Below are 23,562 nucleotides of genomic sequence, written 5' to 3' on the forward strand. Positions count from 1 at the left end.
GAGGGATCCGAGGGGTTCTGGTCCGTCGGATCCCTCAAAGACCGTGCGGTCTCAGGGGGTGAAGGCGCCCGCGTCGAAGACCGTGCGGCCCCGGACGACGGTGCGCAGGCACTCGGGCGCGGGTGCGCCGGGAGACAGGTCCGGCAGCCCGGGGGTGCCCGAGCGGGGGTCGGTGCTCCACGTCTGGATGCGGTCGTCCGGGGCCTGCACGACGAGGTCGCCCACCTTCCAGACCGCGAACGTGGCGGGCAGGCCGAGGTCGAGGTAGCCGCGGTCGTCGAGGCCGGCAGCCCGCCAGCCGCCGCGCGTGTGGGCGAGGAACGCCGAGCGCGCGGAGATGCGCTGGCGCTCGTCGTGGTGCTCGATGCAGGCCCGCACCGCTTCCCAGGGGGCGAACGGCGTCACCGGGGTGTCGGAGCCCAGCGCCACCGTCATGCCGGCGGCCAGCATCGAGGCGAAGGGGTTCATGGGCGCGTCCCCGACGACACGTCCGGCACCCAGCCGCGCTGCGTACATGGCGTCCGGCCCGCCCCACAGGGCGTCGAAGGCCGGCTGGACGCTGGCCCCGACCCCGAGCGCCACGAGTCGCTCGATGGCGGAGCGGTCGACCATCTCGAGGTGCTCCAGACGGTGTCGCGACCGGGCGACCTCTGGGGCCCCGACGAGGGCGGCCGCGGCCTCGAAGCCCTCGACCACCGTGTCGACACCGGCGTCGCCGATGACGTGGAACCCCGCCTGGAGCCCCGCGAGGGAGCAGGCCGCGACGTGGTCCCGCACCTGGGCGACGGTGAGGTAGGCGTTGCCGGTGTGGCCGGCGGCGTCCGCGTAGTCGTCGCGCAGGTGGGCGGTCCGGGACCCGATGGAGCCGTCGACGTTGAGGTCACCGGCGAGGCCACGGGCGCCGTGCAGCGCCGCGAGGTCGCGCGCCTGCTGCTCGTCGGCGGCCAGCTCGGCCCAGTAGCCCATGGTCTGCGGAACGTCACCGCCCTCCCCAGCCGCCAGCACGTCGGCGAAGTCGTCGGCGCTGGAGACGACCGGGCCGCCGTTCTCGTGCACCAGGCCGATGCCGGCCGCGGCGGCCGTGCGCAGGGCGAGGTCGATGTCGGCGCGGCGCTGGGCGGGGGTGACCGCCTGGTTGAAGGCCTCGCGGGCTGCGTGGTGGGCCTCCCGCGTGACCAGGCCGTCGCCTTCCCAGCCGGGCAGGTCGCGGGCGCCGGCTGCCGCCGCGAGCGCCGAGGAGATGACGGCGGAGTGGCCGTCCACCCGCGGTGAGTAGACGACGCCGCCGTAGGTCGCGCGGTCGAGCTCGGCTCCGGTCACCGGCCGGCGCTCGGCCCACAGCCGCTCGTCCCAGTTGGGTGCGTAGACCGGGCGCCCCTGCTGCCGGCGGGCTGCGTCCTCGATTCGCGACAGGGCCTCGGCGGCGCTGCGGGTGGTGGCGACGTCGACCCCGCGCAGGCCGGCGCCGGTCTGCGAGAGGTGGGCGTGGGCGTCGACGAAGGCAGGCGTGACCAGTGCCCCGTCGAGCTCGACGACCCGGTCCACCGCGTCGCCGTGGACGGCTGCGGCGTCGTCGCCACCGATCCAGGCGATGGTGCCCGTCGCGTCGTAGACGACCATCGCGTTGGCGAAGGGGTCGATGGGTGAGTAGACGAAGCCGCCGCGGTAGAGAGTGCTCACGCGAGCACCCTATGCGTCGCCCGTGCGGTCCCTGCCGGCTGCTTCCCGCTACCGCCTACCCGGACTCGTCGCCCAGCAGCGACAGGCAGGCCCGGGCGATCTCCAGCTCCTCGCGGGTCGGGACCACCCAGGCGGGGACGCTGCTGGACCCCGTGGTGACGCGTCGCTCCGGCTCGCCCGCTTCGTTGGCCTGCGGGTCCAGCACCACCCCGAGGGCGCCGAGCCCGTCCAGCACCGCAGCCCGTACCGCCACGCTGTTCTCGCCGATCCCGCCCGTGAAGGCGATGGCGTCCACCCGGCCGAGGGCGACGGCGTACGCGCCGACGTACTTGCGCAGGCGGTACGTCATCACCTCGAAGGCCAGCGCGGCGTCGTCGTCGCCCGCGGCCCGGCGCTGCTCGAGCTCCCGCAGGTCGGAGACGCCGGCCAGGCCGAGCAGCCCGCTGCGGAAGTTGAGTGCCTCGTCGTAGGCCTTCGCGTCGAGGTCGGCGACCCGGGACAGGTAGGCCCCCAGCGCCGGGTCGACATCGCCGGACCGGGTGCCCATGACCAGCCCCTCGAGCGGGGACAGCCCCATCGAGGTGTCGATGCTGCGGCCACCCAGGACCGCGCAGGCGCTGGCGCCGTTGCCCAGGTGCAGCACGATGACGGCGCAGTCCTCCGGGGCGCGGCCGAGCAGCTCCGCCGTGCGGCGGGACACGTAGCGGTGGGAGGTGCCGTGGAAGCCGTAGCGGCGCACCTGGTGGCGCTCGCGCCACTCGGCGGGTACGGCGTACGTGTGCGCCTCCGAGGGCATCGACTGGTGGAAGGCGGTGTCGAAGACGGCGACCTGCGGGACGCCCGGGAACGACTCGCGTGCGCTGAGGATGCCCCCGAGGTTGGCGGGGTTGTGCAGCGGCGCGAGGGGCGCCAGCGAACGGATCGCCTCGACCACGACGTCGTCCACCACGACCGGTGCGGTGAACTCCGGTCCGCCGTGCACGACGCGGTGCCCGACGGCCAGCAGGCCGTCACCCGACAGGTCCGGGCCGTGCTCGCGCAGGGCCTCCCTGGCCGCGCGCAGGGCCTCCCGGTGGTCGCGGCACGTGACCTCCCGCTCGTGAGTCCCGTCGTCGGTCGTGTGCCGCAGGTGTCCCGGCCCGCCGATCCGGTCGACGAGTCCGGACGCAGCCGTGCGGCCCGAGACCGCGTCGAGCACCTGGTACTTCAGCGACGAGGAGCCGGCGTTGACCACCAGCACGGTGCGACCGCCCATCAGGCGCCCGCCTGGATCGCGGTGATGGCCACGGTGTTGACGATGTCGCGCACCAGGGCGCCCCGGGACAGGTCGTTGACCGGCCGGTTGAGGCCCTGCAGCACCGGGCCGATGGCCACGGCGGAGGCGCTGCGCTGCACCGCCTTGTAGGTGTTGTTGCCCGTGTTGAGGTCCGGGAAGACGAGCACCGTCGCACGACCGGCCACCGGGCTGTCCTTGAGCTTGGTGGCTGCGACACCGAGGTCGACCGCCGCGTCGTACTGGATCGGTCCCTCCACGGGCAGCCCCGGCGCCCGTTCGTGGACCAGGGCGGTCGCGGCCCGCACCTTGTCGACGTCGGCGCCCGTGCCCGACTCCCCCGTCGAGTACGACAGCATCGCCACACGGGGCTCGATGCCGAACTGCTCGGCGGTGCGGGCCGAGGAGACGGCGATGTCGGCGAGCTGCTCGGCCGTGGGGTCGGGGTTGACGGCGCAGTCGCCGTAGACGAGCACGCGGTCGGCGAGGCACATGAGGAAGACGCTGGAGACGACCGAGACCCCCGGGGCGGTCCGGACGATCTCGAGGGCGGGCCGGATGGTGTGCGCGGTGGTGGTGATGCAGCCGGCCACCATGCCGTCCGCGAGGCCCTGGTGCACCATCATCGTGCCGAAGTAGGAGGGGTCGACGACCCGGTCGCGTGCCTGGTCCAGGGTCACGCCCTTGTGCGCCCGCAGCGCGGCGTACTCGGCGGCGAAGCCCTCGCGCAGGTCGCTGGTGCCGGGGTCGACGATGTCGGCTGCGTCGATGTCGACACCGAGGCGGGCGGCGTTGGCGCGGACCGCCTCCTCGACGCCGAGCAGCGTGAGCCTGGCGATCCCACGGGCCAGCACCGTGTCGGCCGCGAGCAGGATCCGGTCCTCGGCGCCCTCGGGCAGCACGATGTGGGCGCCGGCCAGCCGCGCCGCGTCGACGAGGCGGTGCTCGAACATCAGGGGGGTGACGGTCCCCCCGCCGGTGGTGGCGACGGGGCCGAGCAGCGCCTCGGCATCGAGGCCGCGCTCGACCATCGCGACGGCGGCCTCGAGCTTGCGGGTGGAGTCGGGCGCGAGACGGCCGCGGGCCGCACCGAGCCTGGTGGCCGTGGTCATGGTGCCGCCGTCGGTGGCGATGACCGGCAGGACGACGTCGAGGCCCTCGATCAGCCGCTCCACCTGCGGGGTCAGGGGGAACCCGCCGTTGAGGACGATGCCCGACAGCGTCGGGAAGGTCTTCGACCGGTGTGCCAGCAGGACGCCGAGCACCACGTCCTCCCGGTCGCCGGGCACGATCACCACTCCCCCGTCGATCAGCCGGTCGAGGACGTGGGGCATGGTCATCGCGGCCACCACGAGGCCCGAGGACTCCCGGTCGAGCCAGGCGGTGTCACCGTGGACCAGCCGGCCCCCGCAGGCGTCCATGAGGTCCTTCACCGTGGGCGCGCGCAGCAGTGGCGTGTCGGGCAGCGACTGCACCGGCACGCCGACGAGCGCCGACACCGCAGCGGTCGTCTGCTCCAGGTCCTCGGGGTGCACCCGGTTGGCCACCACCCCGGTCACGTGGGCGTGGGCCTCCCGTGCCGCCAGCACGGCCATCTCGGCGGCGGTGGCGACCTGTGCCGGGTCGTGGTCTGCGGCGGGCACGACGAGCAGCAGCCGCGAGCCGAGGTTCGCCGCGACGGCGGCGTTGACCGAGAACTCCGTCGGTGCCGACACGTCGGTGAAGTCCGAGCCCACGACCAGCACCACGTCGTGGTCGCGGGCCACCTCGTGGAACCGGTCCACGATGACGCCCATCGCGTGCTCGGGCGAGGCGTGCAGCTCGTCGTACGTGACGCCGCACGCCTGCTCGACGGTGAGGTCACCGGGCAGCTGGGCCAGCAGGGTGCGGACCAGCTCGTCGGGGACGCCGGCCCGCACGATCGGCCGGAACACCCCCACGCGCCCGGCACGACGGGTCAGCTGGTCGAGCAGGCCGACGGCGACCGCCGACTTGCCGGACTGTGCCTCGGTGCCGGCGATGTAGATGCTGGTGGCCACGGGCCGAAACTACCGGCCGTCGCCGTCCACCGCCCCGTGGTCCGCGAGCACCGGGTCCGACGGGAGGCGTGCGGGCGGAGCGGGGTCCGCAGGCGCGTCGTCCGTCGGTGCGTCGTCAGTCGGCCCGGTCCACGTCCAGGTCGCGATGTCCGGCAGGTCCTCGAGGTGCTCGCGGATCCAGGTCTCGTGCTCGGCCAGCCGCCGGTCGCACAGGTCCTTGAGCTCGCGCCACCCCGGTGGGCGGGTGCGGGCCCGGCGCAGCACCTCCTTGGCGAGGTGGAACCGGCTCATCCGGTTGAGCACGACCATGTCGAACGGCGTGGTCGTCGTGCCCTGCTCGCTGAACCCGCGGACGTGGAACCGGCCCGGGTTGGTGCGGCCGTGGATGAGCTGGTGGACCGCGCGCGGGTAGCCGTGGAAGGCGAACACGACGTGGCGCTCCGGGGTGAAGACGTCCTCGAAGTGGCTGTCGGAGAAGCCGTTCGGGTGGTCGTCCTCCGGGATCAGCGTCATGAGGTCGATGACGTTGACGAAGCGCACCTTGAGGTCCGGCACGCCCTCGCGCAGCAGCTGCACCGCGGCGAGCGCCTCCTGCGTCGGCACGTCCCCTGCGCAGGCCAGCACGATGTCGGGGTCCTCGTCGGGGCCGCAGGTGCTGGCCCACTCCCACACGGAGGTCCCCGCCGAGCAGGCCCTGGCCGCCTCCTCGAGCCCGAGGTACTGCAGGTGCTTCTGCTTGTCGACGACGATGAGGTTGACGTGGTCGGTGCCGGAGAGGCAGTGCTCGCTGATCCACAGGGCGGTGTTGGCGTCCGGTGGCAGGAACACCCGGACCACCCCCGGCGCCAGCGGCAGCAGGCAGTCGATGAGCCCGGGCCCCTGGTGGGAGAACCCGTTGTGGTCGTTGCGCCAGCAGGTCGAGGTCAACAGGATGTTCAACGACGACACCGACGCCCGCCACGGCAGCTCCTGGGCGTGCTGGAGCCACTTGACGTGCTGGACCGCCATCGACGCCGACACCATCGCGAACGCCTCGTACGTCGCGAACACCCCGTGCCGCCCCGAGAGCAGGTAGCCCTCCAACCAGCCTTGGCACAGGTGCTCGCTCAGCACCTCCATGACCCTGCCGTCGGGCCCGAGGTGGTCGTCGGTGTCCCGCAGCGGCCCCATGAAGCACCGGTCGGTCACCTCGAACACCGGCTGCAGGCGGTTGCTCGCCGTCTCGTCCGGGGAGAACAGGCGGAAGGTGCCGCCACCGTCGGGGGTGGTCGTCGCCGCGTACAGGTCGCGCAGGAGGCGGCCGGTGGTGATCGTGTTCTCGACGAGCTCACGGCCGCGTGCGGCCGGGTCGACGACCACCTCGTACGCCGAGAGCTCCGGCCTCGGCAGCGGGGTCCGCAGGCGGCCCCCGTTGGCGTACGGCGTGGCCGACATGCGGCGGTCCCCCTCGGGTGCCAGCCCGCGCAGCTCGGGGACGAGCCGGCCGTGGTCGTCGAAGAGCTCCTCGGGGCGGTAGCCGCGCATCCACCGCTCCAGCATCGCCAGGTGCTGCGGGTTGTCGGCCAGCCCGGCGAGCGGCACCTGGTGGGCTCGGTTGGTGCCCTCGACCTGGATGCCGTCGACGACCGCGGGGCCGGTCCAGCCCTTCGGGGTCCGCAGGACGATCGCCGGCCAGCTGTGCCGGACGGCCTCGCTGGGCGGGGCGCCCGCCCCGTCGGCGCCGCCGTCCGTCCCGTCGCCGCGGGCCGCGGCCTGCAACTCGCGGATGCGGCCGTGGGCGTCGAGGAGCGCGTCGAGCAGCGCGGGGAACACCTCCCGCGGGTCGTCGCCCGAGACCACCACAGGGTCCCAGCCTTGGCTGATGAGGTAGGCCTCGACGTCCGCGTCGTCGGCGCGGCCGAGCACGGTGGGCCCGGCGATCTTGTAGCCGTTGAGGTGCAGGATCGGCAGCACCGCGCCGTCGCGCCGGGGGTTGAGGAAGGTCGGGAGCCGCCAGGAGGCCGCCAGCGGCCCGGTCTCGGCCTCGCCGTCGCCGACGATGCAGGCCACGGTCAGGTCGGGGTGGTCGAACGCCGCCCCGGCGGCGTGGACGAGGGCGTACCCCAGCTCGCCGCCCTCGTGGATGCTGCCCGGCGTCTGGACGCTGACGTGGCTGGGCACCCCACCGGGCGTGGAGAACTGCCGGAAGAGGTCGAGCACCCCGTCGGCGTCGTCGCCGATGTGCGGGTAGACCTCGGTGTAGGTCCCCTCGAGCCAGGCGGCCGCGACCAGCGCCGGTCCCCCGTGGCCCGGTCCGGTGATGTAGAGCCAGTCGCTGTCGGTGGCCCGGATGACCCGGTTGAGCAGGGTGTAGACCATCGACAGGCCGGGGCTGGTCCCCCAGTGCCCGAGCAGCCGTGGCTTGGTGTGCTCGAGCCGCAGCGGCTCGCGCAGCAGCGCGTTGTCGCGCAGGTAGATCTGCCCGACCGTGAGGTAGTTGGCCGCAGCCCACCACCGCAGGTCGAGGTCGAGCTCGTCGGGGCCGTACGCGATCGCCGAGGGTGTGCGCATACCCCCGATCGCACCATGGCGGGGGGCGCCGGACAGGGAAGTTGGTCCCTATCGGACCGGCTGCTCCTCGAGCCGTCCCTCGAACAGCCCGCGGACCACCGGGTCGCGCCGCAGCAGGTCGAGGGCGTATGCGGCGTGGCCGGGCACGAACCCGTTGCCGACGAGCATGCGGACGTCGGCCGCCACGCCCTCGGCCCCGAGCGCCGCCGCGGCGAAGCTGGTGGCCATGGAGAAGAAGATGATGGTGCCGCCCTGGGCCGTCGACAGGATCGCCGGCTGCTCGCAGCCGGGCACGTCGACGCAGACCACGGTGACGTCGGCCGGTCCGCCGGCGGCGGCCACGGCCTCGGACAGCCCCAGCGGGCTGCGGGCGTCCGCGACGACAACCTCCTCCGCCAGCCCCGTACCGCGCAGCAGGGCTGCCTCCCGCTCGACCGGCACCACCGCGATGCGCCTCGCGGCACCCGCCTCGGCGGCGGCCGCCAGCGACAGCGAGCCCGACTTGCCGGCGCCACCGAGCACGGCCACCGTCGGGGCGTGCCCGCGCGCGACGTACTCGGCGACGACGCGGTGGACCAGGGCCGGCGCGCCGCACACGTCCATCACCATGAGGGCGAGGTCCGGGCCGAGGTCGTCAGGGAGCTGGGCCGCGATGGAGCGGCCGAAGAGGATGGCGTGGCCCTCGGCGGGCACGCGCTCGGAGCGTCCGTCCCAGCGCTCGAGGCCGTCGGTGAGGACCAGAGGGGTCAGGGACAGGGAGACGAGGGTGGCGACGCGGTCGCCGACCGACAGACCCAGGGGTGACCGCGGCCCGACCTCCTCGACCGTGCCGATGAGCATCCCGCCGGACCCGGTGACGGGGTTCTGCATCTTGCCCCGGGTCGCCACGATGTCGAGGACCTCGGCCCGCACCGCCTCACCGTCGCCGCCGTGCTTCTCCGAGAGCTGCCGGAAGGAGGCCGCGTCGAGGTTGAGGGTCTCGATGGCGATGCGCACCTCGTCCGGCCACAGCTCCGGGCGGGCGTCGAGGCGCTGTGCGGCCTGCGGGAGCGTGGCCCCCGCGGGCTCGAGGACGCGGTGGAGGCCGACCGGCGACGAGGGGGTGTGAGGCACAGAATCTCCCAGCTATGACGACACGAGGTGAAGATCTTGCGGCGAAGGTTCCTGATCGACGCAACCTGTCCCGTATCCTGCCACGTATGAGTGAGTCGATCGAGCAGCCCTACGTCTACCGCCACCGCGAGCTCGTCGAGCCGGACTGGACCCGTTTCCCCGGGTGGCGGGACGTCACGGCGCAGGACTGGGCCAGCGCCCAGTGGCAGCGGGCCCACTGCGTCAAGAACCTCAAGCAGCTGCGCGAGCTCATGGGCGACCTGCTCACCGAGGCGTTCTACGCCGACCTCGAGCGCGACCAGGCCGAGCGCGCCACCATGTCGATGCTGGTGCCGCCGCAGATGATGAACACCATGGTCAGCGAGCAGACCTGGGCCGACGGGTCCATGCCCGCCGCGGGCCTGGAGTTCACCCGCGCCTTCTACGCCGACCCGGTCCGCCGCTACATGCTCCCGGTGTTCTCCGACCGGCGCACCGACTGGCCGAGCCACCCGCACGCCACCCGCGACAGCCTCCACGAGCACGACATGTGGGCGGTCGAGGGGCTGACCCACCGCTACCCCACCAAGGTCCTGGCCGAGATGCTGCCGACCTGCCCGCAGTACTGCGGCCACTGCACGCGCATGGACCTCGTCGGCAACTCCACCGCCGTCATCGACAAGCTCAAGCTCACCGGCAAGCCGGTGGACCGGTACGCCGCGATGCTCGACTACCTGCAGCGCACCCCGCAGGTGCGCGACGTCGTCGTCTCCGGCGGCGACGTGGCCAACATGCCGTGGAAGAACCTCGAGGGCTTCCTCGACAAGCTGCTCGACGTCGAGAACATCCGCGACATCCGCCTCGCCACCAAGGCCCTCATGGGCCTGCCGCAGCACTGGCTGCAGGGTGACGTCGTCGAGGGTGTCGCCCGCGTGTCGGCCAAGGCCCGCTCGCGAGGCGTCAGCATCGCGATCCACACCCACGTCAACAGCGCCCAGTCGGTCACCCCGCTCGTCGCCGACGCCGCCAAGGCGATGCTCGAGGCAGGCGTCCGCGACGTCCGCAACCAGGGTGTCCTCATGCGCGGGGTCAACGACTCCACCGAGCAGCTGCTCGACCTCTGCTTCGCCCTGCAGGACGACGCGATGGTCACGCCGTACTACTTCTACATGTGCGACATGATCCCGTTCAGCGAGCACTGGCGGCTCTCGCTCGCCGAGGCCCAGCACCTCCAGCACTCGATGATGGGCTACCTGCCCGGGTTCGCCACGCCGCGCATCGTCTGCGACGTGCCCTTCGTCGGCAAGCGCTGGGTGCACCAGGTGGACAGCTACGACACCGAGCGCGGGATGTCGTTCTGGCGCAAGAACTACCGCACCTCGATCGAGGGTGCCGACACCGACGCCCTCTCCCGCGACTACGTCTACTACGACCCGATCTACACCCTCCCCGAGGCCGGCCAGCAGTGGTGGCGCGAGCAGGGTGACCACGACGCGGCGCACGCCGTCGCCGTGGACCGGGCCGCTGCCAGCCGCGAGGCCTCCGAGCGCGACATCGCCCTGGTCTGAGCCGTCCCACCTCCCGCGTCGCCCCGTGCCCACCCCGGCACGGGGCGACGCGCGTTGCCGGCAGGTGGGTGTGACGCGGTCGACGTGAGACGTCGGTGTGCGACGGCGCGAGGCTTCGCTAGGTTGCTCCCGTGACTGCCATCGCCCTGCCCCGCAAGCGTGTCCTCGCCGACGTCATCCCGGGCGGTCTCGTCCGTGACGCCGTGCTCGTCCTCGGCGGCGCCGCCTTCGTCGGCCTCCTCGCCCAGTTCGCCATCCCGCTGTCCTTCACCCCCGTGCCCCTGACGCTGGGCACCTTCGCCGCCCTGCTCACCGGTGCCGCCCTCGGCTCGGTGCGCGGCCTGCTCAGCGTCGGCCTCTACATGGTGGCCGGTATGGCCGGGGTGCCGTGGTTCGCCGGCCACGCCAGCGGCTACGGCTTCCCGTCCTTCGGCTACATCATCGGGTTCGTCGCCGCCGGCGCACTCGTCGGCTGGCTGGCCCAGCGCGGCGCGGACCGCACCGTGGCGAAGACCGCCGCGACCATGGTCCTCGGCAACGTCGTGATCTACGCGGTGGGCCTGCCGTACCTCATGGCCTCGACCGGCATGGACCTGTCCACCGGCCTGGCCAAGGGCGTGGTGCCCTTCCTCGTCGGCGACGCCATCAAGATCGCCGTCGCGGCCGGCCTGCTGCCCGCCACGTGGAAGCTCGTGCAGCGCGTCGAGCCGCGCTGACCGCCACCGTCGGCCACCGCTCCCCCGCCACCCGGCGTACCGCGACCCCATGGGCTCCCGTCGTGACCGGTCCGCCGGCACCCCGGCGACCACGGAGCTGACCCGCCGCGGCGTGGCCTTCGGGGTGCACCCCTACGAGCACGACCCGGCCGCGGCCTCCTACGGACTGGAGGCCGCGGCCGCGCTGTCGGTGCCGCCGGGACAGGTGTTCAAGACCCTGCTCGTCGAGGCCGACCGCGGGCTGGCCGTCGGCATCGTGCCGGTCGACCGCAGCCTCGACCTCAAGGCCCTGGCCGCCGCCCTGGGCCTCAAGAAGGTGTCGATGGCAGACCCTGCCGCTGCCGAGCGCAGCACCGGGTACGTCGTCGGCGGCATCTCCCCCATCGGGCAGAGGAAGCGGCTCCCCACGGTCCTGGACCTCGGCGCCAGTGCCTTCGACGTCGTCTACGTCTCCGGCGGACGACGCGGGCTGGACCTCTCGCTGTCCCCCACCGACCTGGTCGCCGCCACCGGCGCGGTGATGGCGGCCATCGCGTGCTGACCGCCATCCGGTCATGACGGCGAAATGTCGTCGTCTTCGCCCGATCCGCGCCCTCGCCGATCTACCGTGGCCGCAGGGGCCCGGGGTCGCCGGGCCCGTCGAGCGGGAGGCGCGAGGTGAGACGACGCATCGTGGTGCCGGTGCTGCTCGGCGTCGCCGCGCTCGTCGCCGGCGCAGCGGCCGGCCCGCGGGCGATGCCGCCGGAGGAGCAGCTCATCGCCGCGCCCGGGTACCGCGCCCAGCCCGCCTATGCCGACAACGGCCAGGAGTCCGCCGACCAGCGCTGGCTGGCGTCCGGGACGGTGCCGGGGGCCGGCACAGGGTGGGAGGACATGGCCCGGTGGGCGCTCGTCGACGTCCACACCCACCTCGAGGCCGACGGCGCCGTCTCTGCCGGGCCCGGCGGGCCGTGGGACCACTTCTGGCCCCGTGACGGGTCGTTCGCGGCGGTCGCGCTGAGTCGCAGCGGCCACTCGCGAGATGCGGCATCGGTCCTCGACCGTCTGGCTCGGCTCGAGTTCGACCCGGCGGTGGGGTTCCAGGCCCGCTACGCGATGGACGGCACGCCGCTCACCGACCGGCCACGCCAGTCGGACGGCTGCGGCTGGGTGCTGTGGGCCGTCGCCGAGGTCCGCCACGACAGCCCCGCGGGGGTCCCGCCGACGGCGTCGGGGCTGCGCGACCGGTGCGTCCGGACGCTGACGACCCTGGTGGACGACGGACGTCGGCTCCCCCCGCCGTCGCCCGACTACTGGGAGGTGCCGGTCACGCAGACCTCGCTGGGCACGGTGGCCCCGATGCTGGCGGGCCTGTCGGCTGCCGCTCGCGACTACGCGGCGACGGGCGACCTCGCCGCCTCGTCACAGGTGCGCTCGACCGTCCGGCGACTGGCGTCGACCGTGGCCCGGGACATGGGCCCGGCCTACCAGCGGTTCGGCGACACCGGCGGGCTCGACGCCTCGCTGGTGGTGCTGCTGCCGCCGTTCACCCCTGAGGGCGACCTGCCCGCGGGGATGGTCCGGGAGGTCGAGCGCGCGGTGGCCCACTACCAGCGCGAGGCGTCCCAGCCGGCCGGCGGTGTCTCCCCGGGCGTGGAGTGGCTCAAGCCGGGCGGGGCCTCCTGGACCCCGCAGACCGCTCTGCTGGGGCTCTCCGACGCGGCGACCGGCCGCGGCGGGGCCGCCGGGGAGCGGCTGGACTGGCTCGACGCGCACCGCACGGCGTACGGCTCACTGCCGGAGAAGGTCACCCGCACCGGGCGCCCTGCCGGCCCCGCTCCCCTGGTGTGGACCTCGTCGATCGTGCTGCTCACCCTCGCCGAGCTCGACGGCACGCCGGAGCCGGGTCCCGGCAGGTCCTGACCCTCCGGGGCGCGACCTGACCGACCTGACCGAGCGGGCTGGCGGCCCGACCTGAGCGACCAGACCGAACGAGCTGGCGGGCCTACTCCCAGGGGGTGGAGAGCACGACGGTGGTGCGGGTGGCGACGTTCGCCGCCGCGCGGACCCTGGCCAGCAGCACCTCGAGGTCACCGGGCGTGCGCACCCGGGCCTTGAGGATGTAGTTCTCCTCGCCGGCCACCGAGTGGCAGGCCTCGAGCTCGGTGATGTCGCGCAACCGGTCCGGGATGTCGTCGGGCGCGGCCGGGTCCAGCGGGGTGATGGAGATGAAGGCCGTGAGCGGCAGGCCCAGCGCGGTGTGGTCGACGACGGCGGTGTACCCCTTGAGCACCCCCCGTTCCTCGAGCCGGCGCACGCGCTGGTGCACCGCCGAGGTCGACAGCCCCATCGCCTTGCCGAGGTCGGTGTAGCTCATGCGGCCGTCCGAGCGCAGCAGCGCGACGATGCGTCGATCGAGGTCTTCCACGATCGACAGCCTACTGAGCAGGGGACCCCCGCGCTGGCAGCATGGGCCCATGAGCTCCGACCCCAGCATCAGGATCAGGCGGGTGGGTCAGCGACGCACCTGGCCCTTCTTCATCCTGCGGGGGGTCTACGACATCGTCATCGAGGACGACGGGCACGAGGTGTTCGCCGGCCGCACCATGACGCCCTCCAGCGTGCTGGTCTCCAAGGGTAGGGTCCACACCACCGACTCCTACGACTGGCTGGGGGCGGCCGACCGAGCCCGCGCGGACGGCGACGACGCGTGGGTCACCGACCCCTATGGAGGGTTCCTGGCATGACGGGCGCCAAGCTCATGCTGCTCGACTCCGCCTCGCTGTACTTCCGCGCGTTCTTCGGCGTGCCCGACCAGCGCAAGGACCCCGCCGAGCCGCCGACCAACGCCATCCGCGGGTTCCTCGACATGGTGGCGTCGCTGATCACGACGCACCAGCCGACCCACTTCGTCGCCTGCTGGGACAACGACTGGCGCCCGCAGTTCCGGGTCGACGCCATCCCCACCTACAAGGCCCACCGGCTCGTCGACGGCTCGCTGGCCGAGGAGGAGTCGCCCGAGGACCTCACGCCGCAGGTGCCGGTGATCCGCGACATCCTCCGGGCGCTGGGGCTGCCCCGCCTCGGCGCCGACGGCTTCGAGGCCGACGACGTCATCGGCACCCTGACCGCACGCCACAAGGCCGAGATGGCCGTCGACGTCGTCACCGGCGACCGCGACCTGTTCCAGCTCGTCGACGACGCGGGCCCGGTGCGGGTGATCTACACGGCGCGCGGCGGCGTGCGCGACCCCGACCTCGTCGACGAGGCGTTCCTGCGCACCAAGTACGCGGTCGCCAGCGGTGCGGCGTACGCCGACATGGCGGTGCTGCGCGGCGACACCAGCGACGGGCTGCCCGGCGTCGCCGGCATCGGCGAGAAGACCGCGGCCAAGCTGATCGAGAAGTACGGGTCGCTCGTGGCCCTGCGCGCGGCCGTGGACGGGGGCGACCCCGAGATCAAGGGCGCGCAGCGGACCCGCCTGGAGGCCGGCGCCGCCTACCTCGACGTCGCGCCCAAGGTCGTGCAGGTCGCCCCCGACGCCCCCGTGCCCTCGGTCGACATGTCCCTGCCGACCGAGGTGGCCGACCCGGTCCTCATGAGCCGGGTGGCGAGCGAGTTCGGGGTCACGAGCTCGATCAACCGGGTGCTCGCCGCACTGCGCATCGAGTAACGGGTCAGGCCCGTCCCTGCTGGTCGCTGCGGCGGCGCAGCCAGACGTCGGCGAGGCTCGCGAGCAGCGACAGCACGACGAGGCCGGTGGCCACCCGGAGCGAGACGGCGGCGGCGTCCGCCGGGTCGTGGCGCAGGTGCGCGAAGAACACGGTGCCGACGAGCGCGATGCCCGCGGCCGTCCCGATGCGCTGCCCGGTCTGCAGGACGCCACCGGCGGTGCCGGCCCTGCGAACGGGTACCTCGGCCAGGGTCAGGGTGATGTTGGGCGAGATCACCATCCCGCTGCCGAGCCCCGCCACCAGCAGGGGCAGCGCGGCCCACCACCCGGTGGCCGGCCCCTGTACGGAGGACAGCACCAGGTCGGTCGCGACGAGCCCGACCACGACGAGCACCAGCCCCCACGTCACGAGGGACCGCCCGAACCGCGTGACGAGCCGGCCGCCGACCGCCGACATCACCGCCGACCCGCCGGCGAACGGGGTCACCGCCAGTCCCGCGAGCAGCGGCGAGTAGCCCAGTCCCTGCTGGAGGTAGACGGTGAGCACGAAGAAGATCCCGGTGAACCCCGAGAAGTAGACGGTGGCGACCACGGCCCCGGACGCGTACCCCGGCAGGGCGAACAGGCCGAGGTCCACCAGCGGTGTGCGGCCCCGGGCGGAGTAGCGGTGCTCCCACAGCACGAACACGCCCAGCAGCCCTGCACCCACGGCTGCGACCCAGCCGGGCACGGTCGACGAGCCGCCGCCGCGCCCGCTCTCCACCAGGGGCAGCAGCAGGGCCAGGACGCCGGCCCCGAGCAGGCCGACGCCCACGGGGTCCAGGTCGGTACGGCGACGCCGCGCCCCGTCTGCCCCTCCCCCGTCCTGCTCCCCCTCGGCACGCGCGTGCGCCGGTATCCAGCGCAGCGCCAGCACGACGGCTGCCACCGCGACCGGCAGGTTGACGACGAAGATCCAGCGCCAGCCCTCGTCGGCGCCGAGGAGGCTGAGGATGACCCCGCCCGCGATCGGCCCGACGGCGGTGGAGATCCCGATCGTCGCCCCGAGCAGCCCGAACGCCTTCGCGCGCTCACGACCGTGGAACAGCGCCTGGATGAGTCCGGACACCTGCGGGTTGAGCAGCCCCCCGCCGATCCCCTGGAGCAGGCGGGCTGCCACCAGCAGGCTGCTGGTCGTCGCGAGCCCGCACAGCAGGCTCGCGACGCCGAAGACCACCACGCCGGCGACGAACATGCGCCGCCGACCCGTGGCGTCGCCGAGCCGGCCCGACGGCACGAGGACGAGGCCGAAGGTCAGGGCGTAGCCCGAGACCACCCACTGCAGGTCGCTGGGGCTCGCGCCGAGGCCCTTCTCGATGCTGGGTAGGGCGACGTTGACGATGCTGACGTCGAGCAGCGTCATGAACCCCGCCACGAGGCAGACCGCGAGCGCTTTCCAGCGACGCGGGTCGGGGCCGTCGGAACCGTCGGGTCGGTGGGAGCCGGAGTGCCGGCCGGTGTCCGACGGTGCGGAGGATGGGTGTGTCACCCAACCATCCTGCGGCCGCAGGGCCCGCGATGCCCTGCCGTGTCCCACGACGCGGGCGGCGGACCGCGGTCAGTCGAGCCGGTCTGCTGCCACGACCCCGCGCATCACGGCGTCGATGGCCCGGCGGGCGGTGGTGGCGAGCTGCGGCTCGGGTGATGCGTCGGCGATCTGGCCCAGGAGGTCGACCACCTGCTTGCAGCGCCGGACGAAGTCACCGGCCGCCATGTCCTGGCCGCGCAGGACGTGGTCGAGCTTCTGGCCCGACGCCCAGCGGTGCATCATCCACGCCATGCCGCCGTCGGGGTCCCCGGTGAGGGGCAGGCCGAGGTCGCGCTCCCGGTCCTCGATGGCGGACCAGAGCCGCTGCATCTCGGTCACCGCCTCGGCGACGTCGTCGCCCGGCATGCGCGGCGACGGGTCCGCCTCGTCGCGCCGCGGCTCGTGGACCAGCGCCGACACGACGCTGGCGAGACCGGCGGGGTCCAGCCGCTTCCACAACCCGAGGCGCAGGCACTCTGCCGCGAGCAGGTCCTTCTCGGTGTAGAGGCGGCGCAGGTTCTCGCCCTGGGGCGTGACCTCGGTGCCGTCGGCGGACAGGTATCCCATCTCCGCCAGCAGCTCGCAGATGCGGTCGAAGGTGCGGGCGACCGAGTTGGTGCGGCCCTCGACCTTGCGCTGCAGGCCGACGGTCTCGCGCTTGAGGCGCCACCACCGCTCCGCCCAGCGAGCGTGGTCCTCGCGGTCGGGGCACTGGTGGCACGGGTGGGCCTTGAGCCGGCGGCGCAGCTCGGCGATCCGCTCGTCCTCGCCCGGCGCGGGTGCGGTGCGCGGGCGCTTCGGCGGCGGGTCGTGTGGCACGGCGATGCGCAGGGACGTGGCGAGGTCGCGACGGGCCTTGGGGCTCTTGGCGTTGAAGTGCGGGGGCACCTTCACCTGCGTGACGGCCTCGACGGGCACCGGGACGTCGACGAGGGTGAGCTTGCGCAGCTGCCGGTCCTCGGTCACCACCGTGGGGGCTGGGGCCTCCCCGCGGAACGACCGCGACGGTTGGACGACCACGGCGTACCCGGCACGGCGTCCGGCGGGGATCTTGATGACGTCGCCGATGCGCAGCGCCTCGAGCGACACGGCCGCCTCGGCGCGCTTGCTGGCCGACCTCGCCCTGGCGCCGTCCTTCTCGAGCCGGGCGATCTCCTGGCGGATGCCGGCGTACTCGGCGAAGTCACCGAGGTGGCACTCCATCCCCTCGGCGTAGCCCTCGAGCCCCTCCTCGTTGCGACGCACGGCCCGGGCGATCCCGACGACGGCACGGTCGGCCTGGAACTGGGCGAACGAGGTCTCGAGGATCTCGCGCGCGGTCTCCCTGCCCACCTGGGCCACCAGGTTGACCGCCATGTTGTAGGTGGGTCGGAAGCTCGAGCGCAGCGGGTAGGTGCGCGTGGACGCCAGGCCTGCCACGGCCAGGGGGTCCAGGCCACGGTTCCACAGCACGAGGGCGTGGCCCTCGACGTCGATGCCGCGCCTCCCCGCGCGTCCGGTGAGCTGGGTGTACTCCGCGGGGGTCACGTCGGCGTGCGTCTCGCCGTTGAACTTCACGAGCTTCTCGAGCACGACGGTCCGCGCCGGCATGTTGATGCCCAGCGCGAGGGTCTCGGTCGCGAACACGGCGCGGATGCGTCCTGCCGTGAACAGCTCCTCGACGATCTCGCGGAACGTCGGCAGCATCCCGGCGTGGTGCGCCGCGAACCCGCGGGTGAGGCCCTCGACGAAGTCCCAGTAGCCGAGCACACCGAGGTCCTCCTCGGCGAGCCCTTGGATGCGCTCCTCGACGGTCCGGCGGATCCGCTCGCCCTCCGCCTCGGGGATGAGGTGCACCCCGTCGCGCAGCAGCTGGCTGACGGCGCCCTCGCACCCGGCGCGGCTGAAGATGAAGGTGATCGCGGGCAGCAGGCCGTCACGGTCGAGGCGCATGACGACCTCGGAGCGGCTCGGCCCTCCCCCGGGCCGGCCACCGCCACCGCCGCCGCCACGGGCCATCCCTCGCCCACCCGGGCCGCCGCCGGGGCCCCTTGGCGCGCCGTGCCCACGGTGCGGCAGCCGCCCGCTGCCGCGACCTCCCCGGCCACCGTCGTCCCAGCGCCCACGCTGCTCGGTGGTCCGGATCGCCTGGAGCAGCTCGGGGTTGACCTTGGTGGCGTCGGCGCCGGTGGTCGGGGCCGCGGCCTCGTCGACGAACAGGTCGTAGAGCCCCTGGCCGACCATCATGTGCTGCCACAACGGGACCGGACGGTGCTCGGAGACGATGACCTCGTGGTTGCCGCGGACCTCCGCCAGCCAGGCGCCGAACTCCTCGGCGTTGCTGACGGTCGCCGAGAGCGACACGACCTGGACGTCCTCGGGCAGGTGGATGATCACCTCTTCCCACACCGCGCCCCGGAACCGGTCGGCGAGGTAGTGCACCTCGTCCATCACCACGAAGCCGAGCCCCCGCAGGGTGGGCGACCCGGCGTACATCATGTTGCGCAGCACCTCGGTCGTCATGACGACGACCGGCGCCTCACCGTTGACCGACGAGTCACCGGTGAGCAGCCCGACGTTGGAGGAGCCGTGGCGCCGGACCAGGTCGAGGTACTTCTGGTTGGACAGGGCCTTGATCGGCGTCGTGTAGAAGGCCTTGCGCCCGGTCGCCAGCGCCAGGTGGACGGCGAACTCGCCCACGATCGTCTTGCCCGCACCGGTGGGGGCGGCGACGAGGACACCCTTGCCGGCCTCGACGGCACGGCAGGACTGCTCCTGGAAGTCGTCGAGCGGGAAGTCGAGTCCCGCACTGAACTCGGCGAGCCGGGGGCTCCGGCGGGCCGACCGTTCGGCAGAGGCGGCAAAACGCTCGGCGGGGGTGGCCATGAGCCGAGGCTACGTCAGCGACCGTGGCCGGGCGCGGAGGATGCGCGCGACCCGGCGGGCACCAGGACGGTGAGCGCGCCGGGTACGACCTCGAGCGTCATGGGCAGCTGGGCGAAACGCTCCCCGTCGGCGTAGGCGACGATGCCATCCGCCTCCAGGGTCACCTGCCGCCCACGCAGGACCTCCACCGCGGGGTGGGAGACGTGGGTGCCCTTGAACACCTTGGGGAACACCCTGAGGAACTCCAGGGTGCTGATCTCCCGGAGCACGAGCACGTCGAGCAGCCCGTCGTCCATCTGCGCGTCGGGGAGCACCTGCATCCCTCCCCCATAGCTCGGGCCGTTGCCCACGGCGACGAGCATGGCGCGGGTCTCGTGGCGGACGCCGTCGACGGTGACGACGTACGGGATCGCCTTGAACAGCGGCAGCTCCCGCAACAGCGCCAGGGTGTAGCGCAGCTGGCCCTTGGGCCACGGCCAGGTGTTGGCCCGCTCGTTGACGACCGCGTCGAACCCGGCGCCCAGGACGCCGCCGAACCACCGCTGGTTGCCGTGCTCGTCGACGTGGCGGATGGCGTCGATGGTGCGGGGCACCCCGGTGGTGACGAGGTCGGCAGCGCGCACCGGGTCGTGCACCGGCAGCCCGAGGCCACGCGCGATGTCGTTGCCCGTCCCGGCGGCGACGAGGGCCAGCGGCGTCTTGGTCTCGGCGGCGAGGTTGATGCCCAGGTGGGCCATCCCGTCGCCGCCGACGACGGCGAGGACGTCGATGCCCTGCGCGATGGCGCCCAGGGCACGGTCGCGGGCGGCGTCGTAGGACTCGTCGGACAGGTCGAGGACCTCGTGCCCGGCTGCCCGCATCCGGGCGGCGACCTCGAGGCCCAGGGCCATGCCCCTGCTCTTGCCCGAGGTCGGGTTGACGACCAGGCCGATGCGCGTGCTCACGGGCGGAGGCTACCGGTGGCCCGGCTCAGAGCGCGGACGCCTCGTCGTCGGACACGTCGACCCAGTCGGGTCGCGACTTGCGCTTGCGCCGCTCGATGAGCTTGCTCACCAGGATGGCCAGGAAGTAGAGCACCGTGAGCGGCACCGCCATCAGGAACATCGTGAACGCGTCCGGCGTGGGGGTGGCCACCGCGGACAGCACGAAGATCCCGAACACCGCCGGCCGCCATGCCTTGAGCATCGCCGACGCCGGCAGGATGCCGATGGCGTTGAGCGCGACGAGGAAGACGGGCAGCAGGAAGGCCGCGCCGAAGACGAGGATGAACCGGGTGACGAAGCTGAAGTAGTCGGCCACCTGCTGGATGTTGGAGGCACCGGCGGGAGTGAAGCCGTAGAGGACCGCCAGCACGGCCGGCAGGACGTAGTAGGCGAGGCCGCACCCGGCGAGGAACAACGGGAAGATGGCGCCGATGAACGCCAGGGAGATGTTGCGTTCCTTCTTGGTCAGGCCCGGGACGATGAACGCCCACACCTGGTAGAGCCACACCGGGCTCGAGGCGATGATGCCCACGAAGATGGCGATGCTCAGCTGCTGCGAGAACGCCGCCGTGGCGTTGCCGAAATTGAGGCTGATGACGCTGTGGGGGTGCGCCGCCTTGTAGTCGTTGAACGGTGCCGCCAGCCGCCCGTAGACCTGCGGGTAGTAGATCCAGCCGAACACTGCCCCCACCAGGGTGGCCACCGCGGAGATGAGGAAACGGCGCCGGAGCTCGCGCAGGTGGTCGCCGAGCGTCATCCGCCCCTCGGGGTTGCGGGCACGACGGAGCGCCATGGTCGGTCAGCTCTCGGCGGGTTCGGCTCGTCTGCGGCGGGCTCGGGGCGTCAGAGGCCGCTGGTGTTGTCCGTGCGGGGGCTGTTGTCCTCGGTGATCGGCGAGGAGGTGGTGGGCCCGGGGGCTGCAGTGGTCCCGCTCGCACCGGTCGTGCCGGACGTCGGTGCGGCGGTGTGGTCGCGGACGGTCTCGCCCTTGACGGTGTCGCTGCTCGCGGCGCTCTTGCCGTCGTTCTTCATCTCGTGCACCTCCGACTTGAAGATGCGCATGGAGCGGCCGACGCTGCGGGCGGCGTCGGGGAGACGCTTGAAACCGAAGAGCACGACCAGCAGGACCAGCAGGACGATGATGTGCCAGCCTTCGAAGAGTCCGCGACCCATGGAATTCAGTCCTCTCGGTCAGCCCCTGTGGGTGACCTTGCGCTCGTGGTGGTGCCGGAGGTGGGACCGACGGGCCCCGGTGTTCCTGCCTAGTCTAGATGGCGGGCCCAGGCAGGGCGGCGTGCCGCCTGCCGGGCGCGCCGCTGCTGCTTCAACGAGGCACGGGTGGCGTCGCGTTCCCGGCGCAGCTCGCGGGGGTCGCCGAAGATCGCCGGCTCGGCCGCGGGGACGGGGTCGCCCAGGCGCTCGGTCTCGGCCTGCAGGGCCGACACCGTCTCCGACGCCCGCGACACCTCGGCGGTGAGCTCCTTGACCTGGCCCCACAGGCCCCACGCACGGGACGCCAGGTAGGCCACCGCGATCACCACGAGCAGCACCCAGATCAGGACCCACCACCACATGTCGTCGACCCTACCGGCCCGGTGCGGGGTCCGGGTCGGTGGCGCCGTACGCCGCGAGGGCCTCCAGCGCGCCGTCGGTGACGGCCCGCGCGAGCTCGGGCGGTGACACGACGATGGCGTGCCCACCGAGGCGCCAGACCAGCCGCCGCAGCCACAGGGTGTCCGCGGTCCGGAGGGTCACCGTGCTCGACCCGTCGGGGTCGGCCTGGACCGAGTCCACGGGATAGTAGTCGGCCACCCACGCGGCGCCGCGCGACAGGCGCAGGGTCACCCGGGTGTCGTCCTCACGGGGGGTGAAGGTGCCGGCGTCGAGGTCGCGCAGCCGCGCGTCCGCAGGCGGGGTGCCGTCGGTGTCGAGCACCTCGAGCGACTCGATCCGGTCCATCCGGAACAGGCGCGTGTCCTGGGCGCGGTGGCACCAGCCCTCGAGGTACCAGCGGGCGTCGAGGTTGACCACCCGCATGGGGTCGACGTCGCGTTCGGTCGACTCGTCACGGCTGGGCACGAGGTAGCGCAGGTGGACCCGGCGGTGCGTCTCCACCGCGCGCCGCGCGTCGGCGAGCAGCTCGGCCTCGACCCCCTCGTCGATGGACACTTCGACGCGAGAAGCGGCCTCGGCACTCGCGCCGGTCGCGGCCTCGAGCTTGGCCATGGCCCGCTCGATGGTGTCGCGCTCCCCCAGCCCCGGCACGGCGGCCAGGGCCCGCAGGCCCACCATGAGGGTCAGGGCCTCGTCGCGGCCGAGGCGCAGGGGTCTGGCGATGGTGTCGGCGTTGCTGACGAAGACCCGGCCGCCCTCCCACTCGGCGTCGATGAGCTCGTCGGGCATCTGGCCGTAGCCGCAGAGGTAGAGCAACCGCAGGTCGGTCTCGAGCTGCTCGACGCTGATGCCGAGGTCGGCGGCCGCCTGCTCGGTGTCGATGCCCTGGCGGTTCACCAGCCACGGCACCATCGTCAGCAGCCGGGCGAGCCGGGCCGTCGCGGTCTCCTGCGTGCTCATGCGGCACCCCCGGTGACGGCGCGGTGGGCGGCGAGGGCACCGCGCAGTCGCGCCACGACGAGGTCGCGCACCTCGGCGGGCTCGACGACGACGACGTCCGCGCCGTACCCACTCACCTCGTCGGCCAGCGCGTCGTCATCGGTGAACGGCACCTGCAACGTGGTCCACTCCCCCTCCACCCCACGGGGCTCACCGCGCCGGCGCAGCGACTGCCCGCGTCCCTCCCGGACCCGCACCGTGGCGGTGCCGGAGAAGTCACGCTCCCCCACGGTGGTCCGGATCATCTCGCGCGCCCGGTGGTCGGACGGGACGACGTACGGTGCCGCACGGCGTACCGGGGACACGGCGCCGTCGATGCGCGAGAGGCGGAAGACGCGCGGGGCGCCGCGGTCGAGGTCGAAGCCGGTGAGGTACCAGCGGCCGTGCCAGGAGGCGAGCCCCCACGGCTGGACACGACGCGTGTTGACCTCGCCGTGGCCGCCGGTGCGGTAGCCGAAGGAGATGGTCTGCTGGGCGACGACGGCGTTCTTGACCGGCTCGAACGCGGGCTCGCTCGTGCCGAGGCGCGGCTCGATGCCGACGAGGAAGTCTCCGTCGCGCTCGATGCCTGCCGCCTTGAGCTTGCGCAGGGCCTGCGCGGCCGGCCCGGCGAGCGAGGCGTGGGCCCAGGTGCGACTGGCCAGACCGAGCACGGCGAGCTCGTCGGGCTCGAACTCGATGTCGGGCAGGGCGTACTCGCGCTGGTCGATCCGGTAGCCCACCTCGTCGTCCCACACGCCACCGATGTCCTCGGTCACCAGCGGGATACCGAGCTCGCGCAGCTCGTCCTTGTCGCGCTCGAACATCCGGTCGAAGGCCTCGTCGCTGGCGGCGTCGCCGTACTGCGGCACGATGTCGCGGATCTTGGACTTCGGCAGGGCGCGCCGCGTGTAGAGCAGGCAGAGCACGAGGTTGAGCAGTCGCTCGGTCTTGGCCGCCGGACCGGTGGGTGAACTCACCCGCC

The 23,562-nt window shown here is 73.2% G+C and carries 20 protein-coding genes; 6 read left to right on the forward strand and 14 right to left on the reverse strand.

All coding sequences use genetic code 11. From position 1 onward, the window contains the following. Positions 1-51 precede the first annotated feature (51 nt). Genes ABEA42_RS15500 through kdd form a run of 5 tightly spaced genes read right to left on the reverse strand, consistent with a single transcriptional unit; the run spans position 52 to position 8,655 of the window. Positions 52-1,680, reverse strand: coding sequence for an amidohydrolase (locus tag ABEA42_RS15500; RefSeq protein WP_345504734.1), 1,629 nt, complete (start codon positions 1,678-1,680; stop codon positions 52-54). Positions 1,681-1,735: 55 nt separating this feature from the next. After that, the gene (locus ABEA42_RS15505) at positions 1,736-2,935 is read right to left on the reverse strand and encodes an acetate/propionate family kinase (protein WP_345504735.1); all 1,200 of its coding nucleotides are present in this window, start codon (positions 2,933-2,935) and stop codon (positions 1,736-1,738) included. Further along, positions 2,935-4,992, reverse strand: a complete 2,058-nt coding sequence (pta, locus tag ABEA42_RS15510; RefSeq protein ID WP_345504737.1) for a phosphate acetyltransferase — start codon at positions 4,990-4,992, stop codon at positions 2,935-2,937. The genes ABEA42_RS15505 and pta overlap by 1 nt, the downstream gene beginning before the upstream one ends. Positions 4,993-5,001: 9 nt before the next feature. Continuing rightward, positions 5,002-7,542, reverse strand: a complete 2,541-nt coding sequence (locus tag ABEA42_RS15515) for a phosphoketolase family protein (protein ID WP_345504738.1) — start codon at positions 7,540-7,542, stop codon at positions 5,002-5,004. A 48-nt stretch (positions 7,543-7,590) separates the two neighbouring features. Next, positions 7,591-8,655 carry an L-erythro-3,5-diaminohexanoate dehydrogenase gene (gene kdd / locus ABEA42_RS15520; protein WP_345504739.1) on the reverse strand — a complete coding sequence of 355 codons (1,065 nt, stop codon included), beginning with the start codon at positions 8,653-8,655 and terminating at the stop codon, positions 7,591-7,593. Positions 8,656-8,741: 86 nt separating this feature from the next. On the opposite strand from kdd, the gene ABEA42_RS15525 reads away from it, so the two are divergent. The 4 genes from ABEA42_RS15525 (at position 8,742) to ABEA42_RS15540 (ending at position 12,820) form a co-directional block, all read left to right on the forward strand. Continuing rightward, a complete protein-coding gene (locus tag ABEA42_RS15525; protein WP_345504740.1) occupies positions 8,742-10,202 on the forward strand; it encodes a KamA family radical SAM protein in 1,461 nt (486 codons plus the stop codon). A 131-nt stretch (positions 10,203-10,333) separates the two neighbouring features. Further along, on the forward strand, positions 10,334-10,918 hold the full coding sequence (locus tag ABEA42_RS15530; RefSeq protein WP_345504742.1) for a biotin transporter BioY: 585 nt from the start codon (positions 10,334-10,336) through the stop codon (positions 10,916-10,918). 49 nt (positions 10,919-10,967) lie between these two features. Beyond that, positions 10,968-11,459, forward strand: coding sequence for a Cys-tRNA(Pro) deacylase (gene ybaK, locus ABEA42_RS15535; protein ID WP_345504744.1), 492 nt, complete (start codon positions 10,968-10,970; stop codon positions 11,457-11,459). Between the two features lie 116 nt (positions 11,460-11,575). Next, complete coding sequence (locus ABEA42_RS15540; protein ID WP_345504746.1) at positions 11,576-12,820, forward strand: glycoside hydrolase family 15 protein; 1,245 nt, start codon at positions 11,576-11,578, stop codon at positions 12,818-12,820. Between the two features lie 82 nt (positions 12,821-12,902). On the opposite strand, the gene ABEA42_RS15545 is transcribed toward ABEA42_RS15540, so the two are convergent. Then, on the reverse strand, positions 12,903-13,325 hold the full coding sequence (locus ABEA42_RS15545) for an Lrp/AsnC family transcriptional regulator (protein WP_345504747.1): 423 nt from the start codon (positions 13,323-13,325) through the stop codon (positions 12,903-12,905). 49 nt (positions 13,326-13,374) lie between these two features. Here ABEA42_RS15545 and ABEA42_RS15550 point away from each other — a divergent pair, with 49 nt between their 5' ends. Both ABEA42_RS15550 and ABEA42_RS15555 read left to right on the forward strand, forming a co-directional pair. Further along, positions 13,375-13,644, forward strand: a complete 270-nt coding sequence (locus ABEA42_RS15550; protein ID WP_345504748.1) for a hypothetical protein — start codon at positions 13,375-13,377, stop codon at positions 13,642-13,644. Next, entirely contained in the window at positions 13,641-14,570 is a 930-nt protein-coding gene (locus ABEA42_RS15555) for a 5'-3' exonuclease (RefSeq protein WP_345504749.1), read from the forward strand. Before ABEA42_RS15550 ends, ABEA42_RS15555 begins: the two co-directional genes overlap by 4 nt. Before the next feature lie 4 nt (positions 14,571-14,574). Here the strand turns inward: ABEA42_RS15555 and ABEA42_RS15560 are convergent, their stop codons facing one another. The 8 genes from ABEA42_RS15560 to ABEA42_RS15595 all read right to left on the reverse strand — a co-directional run bounded on the left by ABEA42_RS15560 (position 14,575) and on the right by ABEA42_RS15595 (position 23,557). Further along, entirely contained in the window at positions 14,575-16,098 is a 1,524-nt protein-coding gene (locus tag ABEA42_RS15560) for an MFS transporter (RefSeq protein WP_345504750.1), read from the reverse strand. Between the two features lie 69 nt (positions 16,099-16,167). Continuing rightward, entirely contained in the window at positions 16,168-19,002 is a 2,835-nt protein-coding gene (locus tag ABEA42_RS15565; RefSeq protein WP_345504751.1) for a DEAD/DEAH box helicase, read from the reverse strand. A gap of 14 nt (positions 19,003-19,016) precedes the next feature. Beyond that, a complete protein-coding gene (locus ABEA42_RS15570) occupies positions 19,017-19,946 on the reverse strand; it encodes a diacylglycerol/lipid kinase family protein (RefSeq protein ID WP_345504752.1) in 930 nt (309 codons plus the stop codon). Positions 19,947-19,971: 25 nt separating this feature from the next. Next, complete coding sequence (gene tatC, locus ABEA42_RS15575) at positions 19,972-20,778, reverse strand: twin-arginine translocase subunit TatC (protein WP_345504753.1); 807 nt, start codon at positions 20,776-20,778, stop codon at positions 19,972-19,974. A gap of 50 nt (positions 20,779-20,828) precedes the next feature. Beyond that, the gene (gene tatA / locus ABEA42_RS15580; protein WP_345504755.1) at positions 20,829-21,158 is read right to left on the reverse strand and encodes a Sec-independent protein translocase subunit TatA; all 330 of its coding nucleotides are present in this window, start codon (positions 21,156-21,158) and stop codon (positions 20,829-20,831) included. A gap of 89 nt (positions 21,159-21,247) precedes the next feature. After that, the gene (locus ABEA42_RS15585) at positions 21,248-21,559 is read right to left on the reverse strand and encodes a hypothetical protein (protein ID WP_345504757.1); all 312 of its coding nucleotides are present in this window, start codon (positions 21,557-21,559) and stop codon (positions 21,248-21,250) included. Between the two features lie 10 nt (positions 21,560-21,569). Next, positions 21,570-22,559 (reverse strand): helix-turn-helix transcriptional regulator, encoded by a 990-nt coding sequence (locus tag ABEA42_RS15590; protein ID WP_345504759.1) that lies wholly within the window; start codon positions 22,557-22,559, stop codon positions 21,570-21,572. Next, positions 22,556-23,557 (reverse strand): helix-turn-helix transcriptional regulator, encoded by a 1,002-nt coding sequence (locus ABEA42_RS15595; protein ID WP_345504760.1) that lies wholly within the window; start codon positions 23,555-23,557, stop codon positions 22,556-22,558. The genes ABEA42_RS15590 and ABEA42_RS15595 overlap by 4 nt, the downstream gene beginning before the upstream one ends. Between the last annotated feature and the right edge of the window lie 5 nt (positions 23,558-23,562).

This window comes from Pedococcus ginsenosidimutans, from assembly GCF_039544395.1.
GTDB classification, from domain to species: Bacteria; Actinomycetota; Actinomycetes; order Actinomycetales; family Dermatophilaceae; genus Pedococcus; species Pedococcus ginsenosidimutans.